Source organism: Enterobacter sp. MGH 4 (assembly GCF_000534735.1).
Taxonomy (GTDB): domain Bacteria; phylum Pseudomonadota; class Gammaproteobacteria; order Enterobacterales; family Enterobacteriaceae; genus Enterobacter; species Enterobacter intestinihominis.
This window is the reverse complement of the sequence record NZ_KI973294.1, coordinates 321,997-341,389: the sequence shown is the minus strand read 5'-3', so window position 1 is coordinate 341,389 and position 19,393 is coordinate 321,997. Positions and strand designations below refer to the sequence as shown.

Annotated in this window: 17 protein-coding genes; 9 read left to right on the top strand and 8 right to left on the bottom strand. The window is 54.6% G+C overall.

Annotation, left to right across the window (positions count from 1 at the left end; genetic code table 11):
- Positions 1 to 3 precede the first annotated feature (3 nt).
- Both L350_RS06685 and L350_RS06690 read left to right on the top strand, forming a co-directional pair.
- Positions 4 to 1,182 (top strand): acetyl-CoA C-acetyltransferase, encoded by a 1,179-nt coding sequence (locus L350_RS06685; protein WP_032626064.1) that lies wholly within the window; start codon positions 4 to 6, stop codon positions 1,180 to 1,182.
- A gap of 317 nt (positions 1,183 to 1,499) precedes the next feature.
- Positions 1,500 to 2,183 (top strand): oligogalacturonate-specific porin KdgM family protein, encoded by a 684-nt coding sequence (locus tag L350_RS06690; RefSeq protein WP_003862842.1) that lies wholly within the window; start codon positions 1,500 to 1,502, stop codon positions 2,181 to 2,183.
- 242 nt (positions 2,184 to 2,425) lie between these two features.
- On the opposite strand, the gene L350_RS06695 is transcribed toward L350_RS06690, so the two are convergent.
- Positions 2,426 to 3,601: an oligogalacturonate lyase family protein gene (locus L350_RS06695; RefSeq protein ID WP_023298524.1), complete on the bottom strand. Its 1,176-nt coding sequence runs from the start codon at positions 3,599 to 3,601 to the stop codon at positions 2,426 to 2,428.
- Between the two features lie 300 nt (positions 3,602 to 3,901).
- On the opposite strand from L350_RS06695, the gene kduI reads away from it, so the two are divergent.
- The 3 genes from kduI (at position 3,902) to L350_RS06710 (ending at position 7,291) form a co-directional block, all read left to right on the top strand.
- Positions 3,902 to 4,738, top strand: a complete 837-nt coding sequence (gene kduI, locus L350_RS06700; RefSeq protein ID WP_017382863.1) for a 5-dehydro-4-deoxy-D-glucuronate isomerase — start codon at positions 3,902 to 3,904, stop codon at positions 4,736 to 4,738.
- A 63-nt stretch (positions 4,739 to 4,801) separates the two neighbouring features.
- On the top strand, positions 4,802 to 5,563 hold the full coding sequence (gene kduD, locus L350_RS06705; RefSeq protein WP_003862835.1) for a 2-dehydro-3-deoxy-D-gluconate 5-dehydrogenase KduD: 762 nt from the start codon (positions 4,802 to 4,804) through the stop codon (positions 5,561 to 5,563).
- Between the two features lie 312 nt (positions 5,564 to 5,875).
- Complete coding sequence (locus L350_RS06710) at positions 5,876 to 7,291, top strand: arabinose-proton symporter AraE (protein WP_023298523.1); 1,416 nt, start codon at positions 5,876 to 5,878, stop codon at positions 7,289 to 7,291.
- Positions 7,292 to 7,361: 70 nt separating this feature from the next.
- Here L350_RS06710 and L350_RS06715 read toward each other — a convergent pair whose 3' ends face one another.
- From L350_RS06715 to L350_RS06730, 4 genes are read right to left on the bottom strand one after another with little or no spacing between them, the layout of a single operon-like run.
- On the bottom strand, positions 7,362 to 8,648 hold the full coding sequence (locus L350_RS06715) for an ABC transporter substrate-binding protein (RefSeq protein WP_032626062.1): 1,287 nt from the start codon (positions 8,646 to 8,648) through the stop codon (positions 7,362 to 7,364).
- A 13-nt stretch (positions 8,649 to 8,661) separates the two neighbouring features.
- Positions 8,662 to 9,789, bottom strand: coding sequence for an ABC transporter ATP-binding protein (locus L350_RS06720; protein ID WP_032626059.1), 1,128 nt, complete (start codon positions 9,787 to 9,789; stop codon positions 8,662 to 8,664).
- A 12-nt stretch (positions 9,790 to 9,801) separates the two neighbouring features.
- Positions 9,802 to 10,704 (bottom strand): carbohydrate ABC transporter permease, encoded by a 903-nt coding sequence (locus L350_RS06725; RefSeq protein WP_022649251.1) that lies wholly within the window; start codon positions 10,702 to 10,704, stop codon positions 9,802 to 9,804.
- Positions 10,697 to 11,587 carry a carbohydrate ABC transporter permease gene (locus L350_RS06730; protein WP_003862825.1) on the bottom strand — a complete coding sequence of 297 codons (891 nt, stop codon included), beginning with the start codon at positions 11,585 to 11,587 and terminating at the stop codon, positions 10,697 to 10,699. The genes L350_RS06725 and L350_RS06730 overlap by 8 nt, the downstream gene beginning before the upstream one ends.
- A 543-nt stretch (positions 11,588 to 12,130) precedes the next feature.
- On the opposite strand from L350_RS06730, the gene wzz(fepE) reads away from it, so the two are divergent.
- Positions 12,131 to 13,267, top strand: coding sequence for an LPS O-antigen length regulator Wzz(fepE) (gene wzz(fepE) / locus L350_RS06735; RefSeq protein WP_023298520.1), 1,137 nt, complete (start codon positions 12,131 to 12,133; stop codon positions 13,265 to 13,267).
- 33 nt (positions 13,268 to 13,300) lie between these two features.
- Here the strand turns inward: wzz(fepE) and L350_RS06740 are convergent, their stop codons facing one another.
- A complete protein-coding gene (locus L350_RS06740) occupies positions 13,301 to 13,624 on the bottom strand; it encodes a cupin domain-containing protein (protein ID WP_022649249.1) in 324 nt (107 codons plus the stop codon).
- 135 nt (positions 13,625 to 13,759) lie between these two features.
- Here L350_RS06740 and L350_RS06745 point away from each other — a divergent pair, with 135 nt between their 5' ends.
- Entirely contained in the window at positions 13,760 to 14,452 is a 693-nt protein-coding gene (locus tag L350_RS06745) for an aspartate/glutamate racemase (RefSeq protein ID WP_023306862.1), read from the top strand.
- Here the strand turns inward: L350_RS06745 and L350_RS06750 are convergent.
- Entirely contained in the window at positions 14,447 to 15,373 is a 927-nt protein-coding gene (locus L350_RS06750) for a LysR family transcriptional regulator (RefSeq protein WP_022649247.1), read from the bottom strand. The two genes, L350_RS06745 and L350_RS06750, sit on opposite strands and share 6 nt — an antisense overlap.
- 120 nt (positions 15,374 to 15,493) lie before the next feature.
- Here L350_RS06750 and lysA point away from each other — a divergent pair, with 120 nt between their 5' ends.
- Positions 15,494 to 16,756, top strand: a complete 1,263-nt coding sequence (gene lysA, locus L350_RS06755) for a diaminopimelate decarboxylase (RefSeq protein WP_032626057.1) — start codon at positions 15,494 to 15,496, stop codon at positions 16,754 to 16,756.
- On the opposite strand, the gene L350_RS06760 is transcribed toward lysA, so the two are convergent.
- Positions 16,726 to 17,763 (bottom strand): LacI family DNA-binding transcriptional regulator, encoded by a 1,038-nt coding sequence (locus L350_RS06760; RefSeq protein WP_022649245.1) that lies wholly within the window; start codon positions 17,761 to 17,763, stop codon positions 16,726 to 16,728. The genes lysA and L350_RS06760 overlap by 31 nt on opposite strands.
- Positions 17,764 to 18,062: 299 nt before the next feature.
- On the opposite strand from L350_RS06760, the gene L350_RS06765 reads away from it, so the two are divergent.
- Positions 18,063 to 19,388 carry a PTS sugar transporter subunit IIC gene (locus L350_RS06765; RefSeq protein ID WP_003862812.1) on the top strand — a complete coding sequence of 442 codons (1,326 nt, stop codon included), beginning with the start codon at positions 18,063 to 18,065 and terminating at the stop codon, positions 19,386 to 19,388.
- The last annotated feature ends 5 nt before the right edge of the window (positions 19,389 to 19,393 follow it).

Genomic DNA, 19,393 nt, shown 5'->3' with positions numbered 1-19,393 from the left:
GTGATGAAAGATGTCGTTATAGTGGGTGCGTTACGTACGGCTATCGGCTGTTTTCAGGGAGCGCTTGCGCGTCACTCTGCGGTTGATCTCGGCAGCGTGGTGGTAAGAGCGCTGGTGGAACGCAGCGGGGTTGCCGCACATGAAATTGATGAGGTGATCCTCGGCCAGGTGCTGACCGCTGGCGCGGGACAAAACCCTGCGCGCCAGGCGGCGCTGAAAGGCGGCCTGCCTAACACCGTTTCGGCGATTACCATCAACGACGTCTGTGGTTCAGGTTTGAAAGCGCTCCATCTTGCGACGCAGGCCATCCAGTGCGGTGAAGCGGACGTGGTCATTGCCGGAGGGCAGGAAAACATGAGCCGCGCCCCGCATGTCCTGACCGACAGCCGGACCGGCGCGCAGCTCGGGAACAGTCAACTGCTTGACAGCCTGGTTCATGACGGGCTGTGGGACGCCTTCAACGACTACCATATGGGCGTAACGGCGGAAAACCTGGCGCGGGAATACGGCATCAGCCGCGAGCTTCAGGATGCGTATGCGCTTAGCTCGCAGCAAAAAGCACGCGCGGCGATCGACTCCGGCCGTTTTCGCGATGAAATTGTCCCGGTCAGTACCCTGCGCCAGAACGGCGAAGCGCTCATCGTTGATACCGACGAGCAGCCGCGCACCGATGCCAGCGCAGAAGGGCTGGCAAAACTCGATCCGGCCTTCGAAACGCTCGGTTCTGTAACGGCAGGTAACGCATCATCCATTAACGACGGTGCGGCGGCGGTGATGATGATGAGTGAAAGCAAAGCCCAGGAGCTGGCGCTGCCGGTGCTGGCGCGCATCAAAGCGTTTGCCAGCGTGGGTGTTGATCCTGCGTTAATGGGGATCGCCCCGGTCTATGCCACGCGCCGCTGTCTTGAGCGGGCGGGCTGGCAGCTGAACGATGTAGATCTGATTGAAGTCAATGAAGCCTTTGCTGCACAGGCGATCTCGGTCGGGAAAATGCTGGAATGGGATCCGCTGCGGGTCAACGTCAACGGCGGTGCGATCGCGCTCGGTCATCCTATTGGCGCTTCCGGCTGCCGCATTCTGGTGTCGCTAGTCCACGAAATGAAAAAGCGTAACGCCCGAAAAGGGATCGCAACGCTCTGCATTGGCGGAGGGCAGGGGGTAGCCCTGGCTATCGAACGGTAATTTCCCCCTCTGCGCACAGAAAGCCTCCCTCGGGAGGTTTTTTTATGTCCGCAGAATCCTTTTTTAACACTTCTGCGTTCTTTCTTAAGCCCACAATAATTATTGCGCGGTGAATTATTCGCTTTGTGAAGTTCTTAGTGTGATCTCACGCCTGGAATTTATGCGTTATACGCCTTTTTTGTTGATGAGGTTCACGTCGATCTTTGCCAAAAAAAATGAAACAAATAATTTCGATCCTTGTCACTAAAATAACGGTACATAAAAAATAAACTCAAGTTTCATAAAAACGAAACGTTATTTTAATTGAGGGTTTTTTCATGTTTAAGAAATCTCTGCTCCTTGCTTCCCTTATTAGTGCCTCTTTTGCGGCTAGCGCCGTTACCGTCGATCTGCGTCACGAATATATTGACAGCGGCTCGAATGCCGACCGTGTTGCCGTCTCGCACCGCTTTGACAATGGCTTCGGTTTTTCAGTCGAGGCGAAGTGGAAATCAGGCGGGGACAAGGCAGATCAGCCATTCGCGGATGTGGTGGGGAACGGTCACGAAGATCAGATTAGCTGGCGCTGGAAAGCGACAGACAATATCGCCCTGACGCCTGCGTTTACGATTGAAAGCACAGACAGTCGTACCATTTATAAACCGAATCTGCATGTGCAATATAGTTTCGATAATGGCTTCTACGTGGCCGCGCGTTACCGTTATGAATATACCCGCTACCCGTCAAGCTCAAATAAGGACGATGATAAAGTTAACCGTGGTGATGCGTGGGTCGGTTGGGTATTAGGTGACTGGCGTACCGAGCTGAACTATGTTTACGCGAAAAGCTCTGAAGGCGTGGCCCGAAATAACAATAAAGATTATTCCAATGAATATAACGCCAAGCTCGCCTACAAATGGGATAAAAACTGGGCACCGTATGTTGAGGTGGGCAACGTGGGGGTTAAAGACACTGACGAACGCCAGACCCGTTTCCGTTTAGGCGTGGCGTACTCCTTCTGATAATCCAGCTTCTTCGCTAAAAACCGCCGGGTGGCGCTTCGCTTACCCGGCCTACACTTTCCTTCCACTCCGTCGTTTCGTATGCCGGATGGCGATGCGCTTACCCGGCTACACTTTCTCTCGAATCAGTCGTTTCGTAGGCCGGGTAAGCGTTAGCGCCACCCGGCAAAAAGCGCCGCAATCACCCAAAAAAAAGCCCTCCGAATCGGAGGGCAAGGCCAGTTACAGAAACACTAACTCATTCAGGCATGCAACATTTCAGGTTGCTCGGGGAGTTTCGCGATATAGAGGGCCGGTTTGCCGTCTTTATCGGAACTGTACAGCACCGCTTTTTCGTCCGGCGTGAAGGACGGATGCGGGTGGGTTACCTGGCGGCTGTTCGCCACCGTAGCCCAGGAAGTGTCATGACGGGCAATGCGGTAATAGGCTTTCTTCGCCACGTCAAAGGCATACAGATAAGGATCGTTATCAATGGTGTAGCCGCCGGTGTCTTTCACATCGACAGGCGTGCCGGAACCGTCGCCAACCAGCATGGTGCCGTCAACATTGCTCATCAGGTGCGAACAGGCGGGCATGTTCATTACCGCTTCATTCACGCCGGTGTCCGGATTGAAGCGGGAGATGGTGCGCCCTTGCTGACCTTTCAGGTAAGAGACGTAGATCAGCGCGGACCCGTCCGGCACCCAAAATTCATGCGTGCAGCTTTCCCCTTCCGCGTGCGTTTTCACTTTCCGCACGTTGCTGCCATCTTCGTTGACCAGCCACATGCGGGCGTCAACCAGGTCGTGTGGCCCTTCATGACAGAAGGCCACGGTATTGTCATCGAACGGGCGATAAATCGGATGTCCCAGCCAGATCTTCTCGTCATGGATGGTGGTGCTTTCACCCGTTTTTAGATCAACGCGCAGCAGGCGGCAGTGCGGCCCTTTGTGGAAGAAGTCGTGGAAAATTTTCCAGTCGTTGAGTGGCGTCCAGTCACGTCTGGCAATCTCAATACCTACCAGTTTGGTGCAGTCGCTGTTCGCGACCCAGGTGCCGTAGCCAACCCACTCTTCCGGGACGCGGTACACTTCGCGCTCTGCCAGCGTCTGTAAATCCACCTCAAGCAGGGTGCGATCGTTCTTCACATAGTAGAGGGATTGATCGTCCGGAGAGAGGAACCCGCCAAAGGTGTTATCGCCCGCGCCTTCGGTCAGCTGCACCGCTTCGGCGTTTTTCAGATCCAGCAGGTAATAGTTCCAGTGACCGTCGAACTCCCCGGCGAACAGCAGGTGGCTGCCATCGTTAAAGAAGCACTTCTGGTAAAAGTAGTTGCGATGACAGGTTACTTCCGGTGGGGTCAGGCGGGTAACTTCCACGCCTGTATCCGGATCGCGGCTGACCTCGTAGTTCAGCTTGACCCGCATACCTTTAGCCATAATGCACTCCTTTGAACGCGTAATATAGGTTGAAAACTAGGTGTTAAATTATCAAAACGTCGTTTCATTGTGTGTGACTGACAGCGCAAATTCTCAGTTTCTTTAGCCAGATTGAGGGGCTTAAAGATTTATCGTGATCGAAACACCATTTCTGGCATAAACATACAGAAAAAATGAAACGTTGTTTTAAATGTAATTGAAAACCCCATGTACAGGGGATAATATGTGTTCATCACGAAAACGGAACATTGTTTCGTTATTCATCTTTGCCTTCGGGCACGATCAATTCTGGAGGTTTACGTGGACGTCAGACAAAGCATCCACAGTGCGCACGCAAAAACGCTGGATACTCAGGGGTTGCGCAGTGAGTTTTTAGTTGAGCAAGTGTTCGAAGCCGACAAGTACACCATGGTCTACAGCCATATTGACCGCATTATTGTGGGCGGGATTATGCCGGTGGCGAAAACCGTCTCCGTGGGCGGTGAAGTGGGCAAACAGCTGGGCGTGAGCTACTTCCTCGAACGCCGTGAACTGGGCGTGATTAACATTGGCGGGCCGGGCACCATAACCGTCGATGGCCAGTGCTACGAAATTGGTCACCGTGACGCGCTGTACGTCGGAAAAGGCGCGAAAGAAGTGGTGTTCGCCAGCATCGATGGCAGCAAACCGGCGAAGTTTTACTACAACTGCGCCCCGGCTCATACGACTTACCCAACCAAAAAAGTCACGCCAGCGGACGTTGCCCCGGTGACCCTTGGTGACAACCTCACCAGCAACCGCCGCACCATCAATAAATACTTCGTACCGGATGTGCTGGAAACTTGCCAGCTCAGCATGGGGCTGACCGAGCTTGCGCCGGGCAACCTGTGGAACACCATGCCGTGCCATACCCACGAGCGCCGCATGGAAGTCTATTTCTACTTCAACATGGATGAAGATGCCTGCGTGTTCCACATGATGGGACAGCCGCAGGAAACTCGCCATATCGTGATGCACAACGAGCAGGCGGTCATTTCGCCAAGCTGGTCCATCCACTCTGGCGTGGGAACGAAAGCTTATACCTTTATCTGGGGTATGGTCGGTGAAAACCAGGTCTTCGATGACATGGACCACGTCGCTGTTAAGGATCTGCGCTAGTCGCAGGCAGTTAAGCATACATCTGCCTGTTGGTGACAGGCGCTGAACGATTAAGGAACAAACATGATTCTGGATGCATTTTCTCTGCAGGGTAAAGTGGCTGTGGTTTCCGGGTGTGACACCGGGCTGGGGCAGGGTATGGCGTTAGGTCTGGCGGAAGCGGGCTGTGATATCGTCGGGATTAACATCGTAGAGCCAACGGAAACCATCGAGCGCGTCACCGCGCTGGGCCGTCGTTTCCTGAGCCTGACCGCGGACCTGCGCAAAATCGATGCGATCCCTGAACTGCTGGATCGCGCGGTGGCGGAGTTCGGACATATCGATATTCTGGTCAACAATGCGGGCCTGATTCGCCGTGAAGATGCGATTAACTTCAGCGAAACGGACTGGGACGACGTGATGAACCTGAACATCAAGAGCGTGTTCTTTATGTCCCAGGCGGCTGCGAAGCACTTCATCGCGCAGGGGAAAGGCGGCAAGATCATCAATATTGCCTCCATGCTCTCTTTCCAGGGCGGCATCCGCGTACCGTCTTACACCGCATCGAAGAGCGCCGTGATGGGCGTGACCCGTCTGCTGGCGAACGAGTGGGCGCAGCACAATATCAACGTCAACGCGATTGCGCCGGGCTACATGGCCACCAACAATACCCAGCAGCTGCGTGCTGATGAAGAGCGCAGCGCGGCAATTCTGGAACGTATTCCAGCGGGTCGCTGGGGTCTGCCGAGCGATCTGATGGGCCCGGTTGTGTTCCTGGCTTCTCCGGCTTCGGATTACATTAACGGCTATACCGTCGCCGTTGACGGCGGCTGGCTGGCACGTTAATTCAGCCTTAATAAAGAACCTCTGCCCTCGGGTGGAGGTTTTTTTTGCGCCAAAATTGGCTTTATCCATATCCTTAAAGATGAAAAATCCATACTAAAAAGGAATAAATGACGGGTATCACACATTTATTGCTTAAATATTAACTAATTAATAAAAAATAAGGTTAAACCACCCTGATTTGAAATTGTAATGTCCATCACAGAACGGTATGTCGTAGCGAAATAATCCATATCTTCACCAGTTCCGACCTGACACTTTCTTCCGGTATCTCGTAATTTCACTTAACGAATTTCGCTGTTGAGGCAGGAAACTATGACATCTATAAATGACTCTACCCTTATGCCCGCTGCGCTGCGCGATACCCGACGCATGAACCAGTTTGTTTCTGTTGCGGCCGCCGTAGCCGGTCTACTGTTTGGTCTGGATATCGGCGTTATCGCTGGCGCACTGCCCTTTATTACCGACCACTTTACGTTAAGCAACCGCCTGCAAGAGTGGGTGGTAAGCAGCATGATGCTGGGCGCGGCCATCGGCGCGTTGTTTAACGGCTGGCTGTCGTTCCGTCTCGGGCGCAAATACAGCCTGATGGTTGGGGCGATCCTGTTCGTCGCAGGCTCCATCGGCTCCGCGTTTGCGACAAACATAGAAGTGCTGCTGCTTTCACGCGTGCTGCTTGGCGTAGCGGTGGGTATCGCGTCCTACACCGCGCCGCTTTATCTCTCTGAAATGGCAAGCGAGAACGTGCGCGGGAAGATGATCAGTATGTATCAGCTGATGGTGACGCTCGGTATCGTGCTGGCGTTTCTGTCGGATACGTACTTCAGCTACAGCGGCAACTGGCGGGCAATGCTTGGCGTGCTGGCGCTGCCTGCGCTGCTGCTGATTGTGTTAGTCATTTTCCTGCCGAACAGCCCGCGCTGGCTGGCGCAAAAAGGGCGTCACGTGGAGGCGGAAGAGGTACTGCGCATGTTGCGCGACACGTCTGAAAAAGCGCGTGAAGAGCTGAACGAAATCCGTGAAAGCCTGAAGCTGAAGCAGGGCGGCTGGTCCCTGTTTAAGGCGAACCGCAACGTGCGCCGCGCAGTGTTCCTCGGCATGCTGTTACAGGCGATGCAGCAGTTTACGGGGATGAACATCATTATGTATTACGCCCCGCGCATTTTTAAAATGGCCGGTTTTACCACCACCGAACAGCAGATGATCGCCACGCTGGTGGTGGGGCTGACCTTTATGTTCGCCACCTTTATCGCGGTGTTCACCGTTGATAAGGCCGGACGTAAACCCGCCCTGAAAATTGGCTTTAGCGTGATGGCGCTCGGCACCTTAATCCTTGGCTACTGCCTGATGCAGTTCGATAACGGCACGGCGTCAAGCGGCCTCTCCTGGCTCTCCGTGGGCATGACCATGATGTGTATCGCCGGTTACGCGATGAGCGCCGCGCCGGTGGTGTGGATCCTGTGCTCTGAAATACAGCCGCTGAAATGCCGCGACTTTGGTATCACCTGTTCCACCACCACCAACTGGGTGTCGAACATGATCATTGGCGCGACCTTCCTGACGCTGCTGGATGCGATTGGCGCGGCAGGCACCTTCTGGCTCTATACGGTGCTGAACGTGGCGTTTATCGGTGTGACCTTCTGGCTGATCCCCGAAACCAAGGGCGTGACCCTGGAGCATATTGAACGCAAGCTGATGAGAGGGGAGAAACTACGTAATATCGGCGTGTAATGTAATTGCCCGGTGGTGCTTCGCTTACCGGGCCTACGATACCGTGTAGGCCGGGTAAGCGGCTTAGTGTTTACCGCATCGCACGTCTCAAAATACGCTCCGCCTGACGCTGGAAGTCAGCGGCCGTCTCTTCCACGGTTTTCTGCCCGTAGTCGATATACTGCAAAGAAGTACCGAACTGCGCCACAATCTGTGGGTCGTCAAAGTATGGCGAGACGGTGAGTTTCGCCGGCAGCGACTGCGCCAGACGCAGGCCTGCCACGGAAGGATCGTCCTCTTTAATGGTGCCGTCTTCAGTCAGATACTGCACCGCTACTTTGCTCAGCGGTACGCCACGCTCAAGACCCAGCGTATCGACCCCTTCTTTGCTGTTGAGCAGGAAATTAATCAGCTTCGCCGCCGCTTCCGGGTTTTTGGTCGACTTACCAATCGACAGCATTTGCGCCGGTTTGAAGAACAGGCCCGCGTCGGTGGCGCCCGGCAGCATTGGGTAGCTGCCCAGCTCCAGTTTCGCCGGTGGCTTCAGGTTGTCGGAATATTTGTTGATGGTGGAGTTCCACATATAGGTGCCGCCCCATTCTCCCTGGATCCACGGCTTCATCTCATACATGTTGCTCTTACCAAATGAGGCATAATATTTGGTGTCCGGCATGACGTGGCTGTCGATCAGCTTTTTGTAGGTCTGGAAGAACTCCACCCACTGTTCCTTTGTGTAGCTGAACTTTTTGGTTTTCTCATCCACCGCAGGAATGTTGTACTTCTGGATCATGTACGAATTCAGCAGCGCCAGCGTATCCTGGTGCTCGAGGATCACCGGATAGTATTGCTTACCGAGCTTGCTCTCGAAGGTTTTACCGGCCGCCATCAGCTCGTCCCAGGTTTTCGGGTACGCAATACCCGCTTTTTTCCAGGTTTCGTCATTGAAGTAGAACACCCGCGCCGTCACCGAGATCGGAATGCCGTTCAGCTTGCCATCCACGGTGGTGGTTTGCAGCTCTTTGGGATCGAACTGCGACAGGTCGATCACCTCTTTCATCTTGTTTAGATCGTAGAAGCCGTCACCGGTTTTGGAGAAGATCGGCAGCCAGTTCCAGTTCGTCTGCATTACGTCTGGCTCGGTTCCACCCGCAATCTGGGTGGTCAGACGGGAGAGGTGACCGTCCCAGCCGGTGTATTCCGCTTTCACGTTGATGTCCGGGTTCTGCTTATGGAACTCCTCCAGCGCTTTCAGGGTGACCTGGTGACGGCCGTTGCCGCCCCACCAGGACATCCGTAAATCCACATTCTGCGCCATCGATGGCAAAGCGGTAAGGCCCAGGGTCGCGGAGATAGCTGCGCTTAAAAGCACTTTTTTCATTTTTATCACTCCATCAGAGAGAGAGGTTCTGTTCAGTTTTTGCGTCAAAAATATGACACTTATTCATATCAAACGTGAAATACACCTTACGATGAAGTCCCTTATCAATCATTGGCTTAGCTTCATCGGACGGGATTCTGGCGGTCAGTTCGTAGTCCGCGACCTTCAGGTACACAAAGAATTCGTGGCCCATGTTCTCAACGCGCACCATCTCCCCACTACAGCCGCCGTTCGGGAAGGGCTCATCAGAGAGCGACACAAATTCCGGGCGCACGCCGAAGAAGATCTCCTTACCCGCGTAAGCGGCGACTTTCTCCTGCTTCTCCGCATTCAGCGGCATGCTTTCATCACCAATGGCGATGTGCAGCTGTCCCGCTTTTTCGACCAGCACGCTTTTGCGTATATTCATCTCCGGCGCGCCGATAAAGCCCGCCACGAACATGTTCTTCGGCTTGTGGTAGAGATTGTCCGGCGTATCCACCTGCATGATATGGCCAAGCTTCATCACGCAGATGCGGTCGCCCATGGTCATCGCTTCGGTCTGGTCGTGGGTCACGTAAACGGTGGTGGCCGGTTTTCCGGATTTCTTCAGCTGCTTATGCAGGTCGGAAATACGGATACGCATCGAGGCGCGCAGTTTGGCGTCGAGGTTTGAAAGCGGCTCATCGAACAGGAACACATCCGGTTTTTTCACAATCGCACGGCCTACCGCCACGCGCTGCGCCTGGCCGCCGGAAAGCTGGCGCGGCAGGCGGTCGAGCAGCTCTTCAAGCTCAAGAATTTTGGCGGCTTCATTCACCTGGGACTCAATCTGATCTTTCGGCAGCTTGCTCAACTTGAGGCCAAAGGCCAGATTCTCGCGCACCGTCATGTGTGGATAGAGGGCGTAGTTCTGGAACACCATCGCAATCCCGCGCTCTTTCGGCGCGAGGTTGTTCACGATCTTGTCGCCGATACGCACCTCGCCGCCGCTGATGGTTTCCAGTCCCGCCAGCATGCGCAGAGTAGTGGATTTGGCGCAGCCGGATGGGCCGACGATCACCATGAATTCCCCTTCGGCGATTTTAAGATCGATAGCGTGTACCGCTTTAAAACCGTTGGAGTAGACCTTTTCCAGCTTGTTGAAAATAACTTCAGCCATGGTATTTCCCTCTTAACCTTTAATTCCGCTGCTGGTGACGCCCTGTACGAAGTAGCGCTGTGCCAGGAAGAAGACAATGATGGATGGCAGAATGGAGATGCTCGCCATTGCCAGAATTTCGTTCCACGGCGCCCCTTCGGTGACGTCGATGGACATTTTCAGCGCCAGTGCAATCGGGTATTTATCCACGCTGTAGACATAAATCAGCGGCCCGATAAAGTCGTTCATGGACCACATGAACTGGAACAGGGCGACGGAGATAATGGCCGGTTTAAGGATCGGCACAACCACGTACCACAGCACCTGAAGGGAGTTACAGCCGTCAATCTGCGCCGCCTCTTCCATGTCACGCGGGACGCCGCGCAGGAACTGGATCAGCATGAAGACGAAGAACCCCTGGGTGGCGAAGGCCAGCGGCAGGTACAGCGGCATATAGCTGTTCAGCATGCCCATTTCACGGAACATCAGGTACTGCGGGATCAGCAGCACGGTGCTGGGTAGCAGCATGGTGGTAATGAGCGTGGCGAACCAGAACTTCTTCCACGGGATCTCGAAGCGGGCAAAGCCATACGCCACGATGGTGGAGGAGATAATGGTCAGGATCACTTTCGGGATCACATACTTAAAGGTGTTCAGCATGTAGTGGCCGAAGTTGTACTCGGTGCCGGTTTTCCAGCCGTTGATGAAGCCGTCCCAGGTGGCATGGGCAGGCCACAGGCTCAGGGTGGTGAAGATCTCGTGGTTCGGTTTGAACGACGCGGAGAACATCCACACCAGCGGGTAAAGCATCAGCAGGCCGACAAACAGCAGGATCGCATAGCGAACGGTGGCATTGATTTTCTCTCTGCGCAGCGTGCGGGCTACTTCGCGTTCGGCGATGCTTCTTGCCGTGGAGAGTTGTTGAATATCAGCCATTTTTGCCTCCTTTATCGGCGGAGTAGAACACCCAGTATTTCGACGACTTAAAGGCGATACCGGCGAAGACGGCCACCACCAGGAACAGGATCCACGCCAGCGCCGCGCCATAACCCATATCGAAATACTTAAACGCGGTGTCGTAGATGTAGAGCGAGAACAGGTAGGTCGAATAGGTCGGCCCGCCGCCGGTGATCACGTACGGCCCGGTAAATTCCTGGAACGCCTGCGTGGTCTGCATGATGAAGTTGAAGAAGATCACCGGCGTAATCAGCGGCACGGTCACCTTCATGAACATCTGCCATTTCGATGCGCCATCGATCATCGCCGCTTCATACTGGGACTGCGGTACGTTTTGCAGCGCGGCCAGGAAGATGACCATCGCGGAACCGAACTGCCAGACGCGCAGCAGGGTAACGGACATTAGTGCCAGTGACGGTTCACCCAGCCAGTTCACCGGGTCAAAACCAAATACGCCGATAAAGCTGTTCAGCAGGCCATCGATGGCAAATAAGGCGCGCCACAATACGGCAATGGCGACGGAACTGCCGAGGATCGACGGAATATAGTAGGCAGTACGGAAAAATCCGATGCCGCGTAATTTAAAGTTCAGGACAAAGGCAATCCCTAATGCGAAGGCGAGCTTTAACGGAATGGTTAAAAATACGTATGCAAAGGTCACGCCCATTGATTTCCAGAAGAGCGTGTCTTCGGTAAACATGTAGCGATAGTTTTCGATGCCGTTAAACACCGGCGGACTCATCAAATCGTAATCCGTAAAGCTGAGGAAAAATGATGAGACGAAGGGGAATGCCGTAAAGAGTATCAACCCGATGATGTAGGGTGATATCCATGCGAGCCCCAGCAGCTTGTTTTCATTCATACATACCTACCTGGCGATCAATGGTTTAAAACGGAATCTGCTTTGTTACATCTTCCCAGGCCAGCATCGCGCGGCATGAGAGCTGAGTTTTAGGGTGCAATATCTGGCGTCGGCTAAATATAAAATTGTTTTTTAACGCTTTTTTGCCTTCCTCTTTGCGCTAAATGCGTTGGGTTTCAAAAGAGCTGAACCGCCGTTCTTGGATACTAAAACATCGTTTTATTTTATATTATTGCGATTTATTTCTGCGTCATTCGCTTAATGATGGAAATGTGATCAGCGTCGAAACGCTGTTTCAATATAGTGAGGGAGGTGGCATTTTTGCCTTTTCACGGACGTTCGTCGGGGCTGCGAGGAGGCGATACGAAGCACAAGTGGAAACGGGAAAAACAATAGTCACGCAGCGTGGCTAACTACCAGATCTGATAGCAGGTCTACAGATGTACCAATTCGGCATTCAGATAATTCTTACATTCTTGTATGATTTCTCAAACCGGAACCAGTCAGGCAGAATTTCACTGCATCCTTAAAAGAAGAACAGTTATGTCAGCAATGGATTTCAAACAACATACGGATCTCAACTTTCCTCACTATGCTCCCCCGGCGGTCAGCGCTAAAGAAATAGATCTCCTGGGTCTGCTGGACGTCCTGCTGGCAGCAAAAAAACGCATCATTACCATTGTGTTTGCATTTGCACTGGTCGGCCTGGCAATCGCCTTCCTGATACCGCAAAAATGGACCAGTAAAGCGGTCATTACGCCAGCGGAACAGACGCAGTGGAGTTCGCTGCGCCAGATGATGGTGACGCTGCAGGTGCTTGATGTGGACGTTAAAGTTACCCGTGCGGATGTATTTAATCTGTTTATCAAAAAGTTTCAGTCTCAGTCCCTGCTTGAAGAGTACATGAAGAGCTCTCCTTACGTGATGGCTCAGCTCGATGGCGCCGAGGTTGACCCGCTGGAGCTGCACCGCGCGGTGGTCAATATCGCCGAAAAGATGAAGGCTATTGATAACACCCAGGAAAAAAATGCTGATAAAGCACCGTATCTCTCCTGGACGTTAAGCTTCACTGCCCCAACGGCAGAGGACGCGCAGAAAGTGTTGAATGGTTACATTCAGTACATTTCCCGCATCGTCGAGCAGGAGACCATGCAAAACATCCGCGATCAGCTGATCCTGAGAACCAAAACGGTTCAGCAGCAGCTGGAGCTGGATCGGGTTCGACTGACCAATATCCACAATACCAACCTGCAACGCCTTAACTACTCGCTGGAAGTGGCGAACGCGGCAGGGATCAAAAAGCCGGTTTACAGTAACGGACAGGCGGTGAAAGACGATCCGGATTACTCCGTCGCGCTCGGCGCGGACGGGATTGCGCAGAAATTGCAGATTGAAAAAAATCTGAAGGATGTTTCTGAGCTGAACGCCGATTTCCAGAACCGCGAATACTATCTGGCGCAGCTGCAAAAACTCTCCTTCGAAGACGTGAGCCTGGAGCCGTTCAAATACCAGCTCTCTCCTTCTATGCCGGTGAAAAAAGATGGCCCGGGCAAAGCACTGATCGTGCTGCTGGCGGGTATTCTGGGTGGGCTGTTCGCCTGTGGCAGCGTGCTGCTGCGCGAAGCAATGCGCTCCCGCAACCCGCTGCCGGAACAACTTCCTGAGCCGGTTACGGAATAACATGAAAAAAGGCGCTCTGATGAGCGCCTTTTTTTATTTCAGGAAATCCTCGCGTACCGGCGTAAAGGTATCCAGCAAGGTGCCGGGTTTGAGGCAAACGCAGCCGTGCATCACGTGCGGCTTTTTATAGAGAGTGTCGCCCGCCGTCACCACATGCTTTTCCTCGCCAATGGTGAACTCAAATTCCCCCGAGAGAACGTAGGTGAGCTGCTCATGCGGGTGGTTATGCAGCGGGCCAATCGCACCTTGCTCGAAATTCACTTCCACCGCCATCATCCTGCCATCGTGCGCCAGAATACGACGCGTCACGCCGTTGCCCAAATCCTCAAGCGTGGTCTCTTTATGGAAAATAAACATATTTTCGCCCTGTTATGTAATGAAACATTGTTTCATTTAACTTATCTCAGCCGCAGCGAAAAGAAAACGTTTAGCCAAATAACTGGAAAGGCGATCACAAGTTTGCTTCACTGGGTGAAACGTACAGGAGGAAAGATGAAAACGATCGGTCTGTTAGGGGGCATGAGCTGGGAATCAACGATCCCGTACTACCGCCTGATTAATGAAGGCGTCAAACAGCGTCTGGGCGGTCTGCATTCGGCCAGCCTGCTGCTGCACAGCGTGGATTTCCATGAAATAGAAGCCTGCCAGTCGAGCGGGGAGTGGGACAAAGCCGGGCAAATGCTGGCAGACGCCGCACTTGGCCTGGAGCGTGCGGGCGCGCAGGGTATTCTGCTGTGTACCAACACCATGCATAAGGTGGCGTCGCATATTGAAGACCGCTGTTCGCTGCCGTTCTTACATATCGCGGATGCCACCGGGCGTGCCATACGTGCCGCCGGCATGACGCGCGTGGCGCTGCTGGGGACGCGCTACACCATGGAGCAGGATTTTTACCGCGGGCGGCTGAGTAGCCAGTTCGGGATTGAAAGCCTGATCCCGGAGGAGGCAGACCGGGCGCGCATTAACCAGATTATTTTTGATGAACTGTGCCTCGGCACCTTCAGCGAAGCTTCGCGCGCCTGGTACGTCAGCGTGATTGAGAAACTGGCGCAGCAGGGGGCGGAAGGAGTCATCTTCGGCTGTACCGAAATTGGCCTGCTGGTGCCGGCAGACCAAAGCCCGATACCGGTCTTTGATACCGCCGCCATCCATGCCGCGGATGCGGTGGAGTTTATGCTGTCATAAAGGTTTTTGCAGGTCAGGTAAGCGAAGCGCCACCTGACGCGCGTGCGCAATCAGGTGTTCACTAAAGGCATCAACCAGCGCTGAGGCGGGCCGGTGCAGCGGGCGGATCAGGCTTACGGTAAAGGGAACGGAAACGCTAAAACGGCGCAGAACCACGCCGCTGCTGGCGTAGTCCATAGCCGTGAGCGGGTTCACCACCGAAATACCCACGCCCGCGCGCACCATCGCGCAAATTGATGCCGCACTGTGCGTTTCCATCACCATCCGCCGCTTCACCTGATGTTCGGCAAACAGGCCATCCAGAAGCTGCCGGTAGCTGTCGGTCTGCGACAGGCTGATATAGTTCTCACCGTGAAAATCTGCCGGGGTCAGAACTGCTTTGAAAGCAAGCGGGTGGCTGGCAGGCAGCACGCAGACCTCATCCAGCGAGAGCAGCTCCGTGCGTTCCGTTCCCGCTGGCGTGACGAGGGTTTCGGTCAGACCCAGATCGTGGCGCTGGGCCGAAAGCCACTCCTCCAGCAGCGGCGACTCCTGCGGCACGATGGTCAGGCTGACCTCCGGATAGCGGGCCAGAAACGGCTGTAGCAGTACCGGCAGGAATGACTGAGAAAAGACCGGCAGGCAGACGATGGACAGCTCGCCCTGGCGAAACTCCCTCAGGCTCTCCGCCGCGCTCACGATCCTGTCCAGCCCGTACCAGGAGCGCTGAACCTCCTCAAAAAGACGTAAACCCTGCACCGTTGGATGCAGCCTGCCGCGGGTGCGTTCAAACAGCTTCAGCCCCAGCACTTTCTCAAAACGCGCCAGCTCGCGGCTGACCGTCGGCTGCGAGGTGTGCAGCATCTGCGCGGCTTCAGTGAGATTGCCGGTGGTCATCACCGCATGAAAAATCTCGATATGGCGTAGGTTAACGGCGGGCATAGGGCACCTGATGGCTGAGCGTGGTCCATATCATTTTTGCATAGACTCACGATAAAACGATATTTTTTATTCTCTTCAGGCTATGGCGTAATGATAAAAAACAGAATACCGGAGACGACCATGCCACGCCCCCTCAACCAGACCGAAACCGATTTAAACGCCGATAACCTGCTGCGCCTGCCTGCCGAATTCGGCTGTCCGGTGTGGGTCTACGATGCGCAGATTGTTCGCGAGAAAATCGCCGCGCTGCATCAGTTTGACGTGGTGCGTTTTGCGCAGAAGGCCTGCTCCAATATTCATATTCTGCGCATGATGCTCGAGCAGGGCGTGAAGGTTGACTCCGTATCGCTGGGTGAAATCGAACGTGCGCTGGCGGCCGGGTTTGATCCAAAGGCCGATAGCGACGCGATCGTCTTCACCGCTGACCTGATAGACGACGCCACGCTGGCGCGCGTGCACGAGCTGCAAATCCCGGTGAATGCCGGTTCGGTGGATATGCTGGAACAGCTTGGGCAGGTTTCCCCGGGCCATCGCGTCTGGCTGCGCATCAACCCGGGCTTTGGTCACGGTCACAGTCAGAAAACCAACACCGGGGGCGAAAACAGCAAGCACGGGATTTGGTATGCCGATATGCCTGCGGCGCTGGAGGTTTTACAACGTTACAACCTTAAGCTGGTGGGTATTCACATGCATATCGGATCCGGCGTGGATTATGGCCATCTTGAGCAGGTCTGTGGCGCGATGGTGCGTCAGGTTATCGATTTTGGTCAGGATCTGGAGGCGATCTCCGCCGGGGGAGGGCTTTCGATCCCTTACCGCGAAGGGGAAGAGGCGATCGACACGGATCACTATTACGGCCTGTGGAGCGCCGCGCGTGACAGCATCGCCACTCATCTGGGCCATGCGGTGAAGCTGGAGATTGAGCCGGGTCGTTTCCTGGTCGCCGAAGCTGGCGTGCTGGTGGCGCAGGTGCGGAGCGTGAAGGAGATGGGAAGCCGTCACTTTGTGCTGATTGATGCTGGCTTCAACGACCTGATGCGCCCGTCCATGTACGGCAGCTATCATCACATCACCGCGCTTGCCGCCGATGGCCGCGATCTGGTCAACGCCCCGCGCATCGAGACCGTTGTTGCCGGCCCGCTGTGTGAATCCGGTGACGTCTTTACTCAGCAGGAAGGCGGGAAAGTCGAAACCCGTTCGCTGCCAGAGGTAAAACCGGGAGATTATCTGGTGCTGCATGATACCGGTGCATACGGGGCGTCTATGTCTTCGAACTACAATAGCCGTCCGCTGCTGCCGGAAGTGCTGTTTGATAATGGCGTGGCGCGGCTGATTCGCCGTCGCCAGACCATTCAGGAATTGCTGGCGTTAGAGCTGGTCTGATTAAACCAGGGCCCTGTTGTCACCGAATCGCGTAACACCAGCGTGCCGGTGAACGGTGGGATCGCTTCAACCGGCTGGTTTTTTGCCAGCCGGATCGCCTGGTCGATCGCCGTGACGATCATGTTGTCGATCGGCAAATACACCGACGACAGGGCAGGCTCCAGCCACTTTGCGCTGGGGGCATCGTCAAAACCAAACAGCGAAATATCCTGCGGGATCTTCAGCCCGGCCTGGTGTAATGCTTTGGAGGCGCCCAGGGCCATATCATCATTACAGGCAAACAGGGCGCTGAACGATGTCTTTTCCGCAATCAGCTCCTTGCACAGCTCGTAACCCCGCGTCATGCCTGCATCGCCGTATTTAATCCGCCGCTCATCGAGACGAATACCGTGCTTCTCCAGCGCCTTACGGTAGCCCATCAGCCGCGCTTTACCCGTTGGGGTGTGGATCGGGACGGTGATACAGGCGATCTCCCGATGGCCCTGGCTTATCAGGTAATCCACCGCTTTGAAGGCTGCGTCCTGCTGTTCAAAGAAGACGCAGCGATCCGCCGCCTGGCTCACTTCGCGGTTAATGATCACCAGCGGCGTCTGCACGCTGTTGATCAGCTTCAGGATCGTCTTTTCGCTCATGTAACGCGTGTACAGCACGATGGCGTCGCACTTGCGGTCGGCGAGCATCTGCACCGCCAGTTCTTCCTGTTCAGGGGCATCGTGACCGTCGGTAACAATCAGCTGTTTACCGTGCGTTTCGGTCTGCCGTGACGCCTGCTGTAGCAAACGACCAAAGTAAAAACCGTCGAACGTCGAGACGACCAGACCGATGCTGTTGCTGGTCTGGTTAGCCAGCGAGCGCGCGAGAAAGTTCGGACGATAGCCCAGCTCCTCCATCGCGCGAAATACCTGCTGGCGCGTGCTCTCTTTAACCTGACCTGTGCCGTTCAGCACGCGCGAAACGGTGGCCTTCGACACGCCCGCACGCAGTGAGACATCCAGCATTGTTGCCATTCGAAATTCCTGTTTCCACGTAATGGTTTGCAGTTTAACACAGACCATCCGGCGCATAAGCGACGTGGGAAGGACAAAACCCCATAACGATCACGCTTTTCAGTAACGATCATCGCCCGCGGAATAAATGCCTGCCATTGGTATACCAAAATGGTGATAAATCATAATCTGGAATACCTCTAACGGCGTTGGGAGCTTAATCACAGAACAAATCGCCTGTGGACGCTATTTTTGGCATACCAATAGTATCCGGCTGTACACCTTATTCAATAAAAGCCCTTTTACTGAGGTATTACCCTATGGCATTTCAGGAAAAACTGATCGACGCTCTGGGCAGTTTTGCCACTACCTTCAACAGCTATCGCTATATCCAGGCGATCAAGTCTGCGTTTATTACCTTAATGCCAGTCATCATAGTGGGGGCGTTCTCGGTATTGATCTCCAATATGGTGCTGGATCCGAAAAACGGTCTGGCGAGCTTTCAGTCGCTGTCGTTTCTCGCGGCCTTAAAGCCGATCACCAGCGCGCTCAACTACGCCACGCTGAACTTTCTCAACATCGGCGCGGTGTTTTTAATCGGCATTGAGCTGGGGCGTATTAACGGCATTAAGTCCCTGTTCCCCGGCCTGCTGGCGGTGATCTGCTTTATCTGCGTGACGCCGACCACGGTGGAAATGCTGGTGGACGGTGAGATGCACGTGGTGAAAGACGTGCTGCTGCGCCAGTTCTCTGATACCCGCAGCCTGTTCCTCGGCATGTTTATCGCCATCCTGTCGGTGGAGATCTACTGCTGGCTGGAAAACCGCAAGGGGCTGAAAATCAGGATGCCGGACACGGTGCCGCCGAACGTCGCCGCGTCGTTCTCTGCGCTGATCCCGGCCATTATCACCACCACCGCCATCGCCACCTTTGGCTTCGTGTTTCATCAGATTACCGGCATGTATCTCTACGACGCGGTTTACCAGGTGGTGCAACAGCCGCTGGAGCGCGTGGTGCAAAGCCTGCCGGGGATCCTGCTGCTGATGTTTGTCGCCCAGCTGTTCTGGGTGATTGGTATTCACGGCAACCAGATGATCAAGCCGATCCGCGAGCCGCTGTTGCTGGGGGCAATCACCGTTAACATGAGCGCGTTCGAGCAGGGCAAAGAGGTGCCAAACATCATCACCATGCCGTTCTGGGACGTCTATATGAGCATCGGCGGCTCCGGCCTGACCATCGGCCTGCTGATAGCCGTCATGATTGCCACCAAACGTAAAGAGATGAAGGAGATAGCCAAGCTCTCCATCGGGCCGGGTATTTTTAATATCAATGAGCCGGTGATCTTCGGGATGCCAATCATGCTCAACCCGATCCTGGCTATCCCGTTCATCATCACGCCGCTGGTGACGGGCTCGATTGGCTACTTTGCCACCGTGACCGGATTTGCCGGGAAAGCCGTGGTGATGGTGCCCTGGACCACGCCGCCGCTGATCAACGCCTGGCTGTCAACGGCGGGCTCCATGGGGGCGGTCATCACCCAGTTTATCTGCATCGTGACCGCGGTGATTATCTATCTGCCGTTTGTGAAAATTGCCTCACGCCGCGCAGAGCAGGCCGCGCTGCAACAAGCCACCGATAACGCATGAGGATA

Excerpts from the sequence above, each read along its gene's own strand:
- L350_RS06710 (WP_023298523.1), top strand. The coding sequence starts at position 5,876 with ATGACATCTATAAATGACTCTACCCTTATGCCCGCTGCGCTGCGCGAT.
- L350_RS06760 (WP_022649245.1), bottom strand. The coding sequence starts at position 17,763 with ATGGCAACAATGCTGGATGTCTCACTGCGTGCGGGCGTGTCGAAGGCC.
- L350_RS06690 (WP_003862842.1), top strand. The coding sequence starts at position 1,500 with ATGTTTAAGAAATCTCTGCTCCTTGCTTCCCTTATTAGTGCCTCTTTT.
- L350_RS06730 (WP_003862825.1), bottom strand. The coding sequence starts at position 11,587 with ATGAATGAAAACAAGCTGCTGGGGCTCGCATGGATATCACCCTACATC.
- kduD (WP_003862835.1), top strand. The coding sequence starts at position 4,802 with ATGATTCTGGATGCATTTTCTCTGCAGGGTAAAGTGGCTGTGGTTTCC.
- L350_RS06750 (WP_022649247.1), bottom strand. The coding sequence starts at position 15,373 with ATGCCCGCCGTTAACCTACGCCATATCGAGATTTTTCATGCGGTGATG.
- L350_RS06765 (WP_003862812.1), top strand. The coding sequence starts at position 18,063 with ATGGCATTTCAGGAAAAACTGATCGACGCTCTGGGCAGTTTTGCCACT.
- L350_RS06745 (WP_023306862.1), top strand. The coding sequence starts at position 13,760 with ATGAAAACGATCGGTCTGTTAGGGGGCATGAGCTGGGAATCAACGATC.
- lysA (WP_032626057.1), top strand. The coding sequence starts at position 15,494 with ATGCCACGCCCCCTCAACCAGACCGAAACCGATTTAAACGCCGATAAC.
- L350_RS06695 (WP_023298524.1), bottom strand. The coding sequence starts at position 3,601 with ATGGCTAAAGGTATGCGGGTCAAGCTGAACTACGAGGTCAGCCGCGAT.
- L350_RS06715 (WP_032626062.1), bottom strand. The coding sequence starts at position 8,648 with ATGAAAAAAGTGCTTTTAAGCGCAGCTATCTCCGCGACCCTGGGCCTT.
- L350_RS06725 (WP_022649251.1), bottom strand. The coding sequence starts at position 10,704 with ATGGCTGATATTCAACAACTCTCCACGGCAAGAAGCATCGCCGAACGC.
- L350_RS06740 (WP_022649249.1), bottom strand. The coding sequence starts at position 13,624 with ATGTTTATTTTCCATAAAGAGACCACGCTTGAGGATTTGGGCAACGGC.
- L350_RS06685 (WP_032626064.1), top strand. The coding sequence starts at position 4 with ATGAAAGATGTCGTTATAGTGGGTGCGTTACGTACGGCTATCGGCTGT.
- L350_RS06720 (WP_032626059.1), bottom strand. The coding sequence starts at position 9,789 with ATGGCTGAAGTTATTTTCAACAAGCTGGAAAAGGTCTACTCCAACGGT.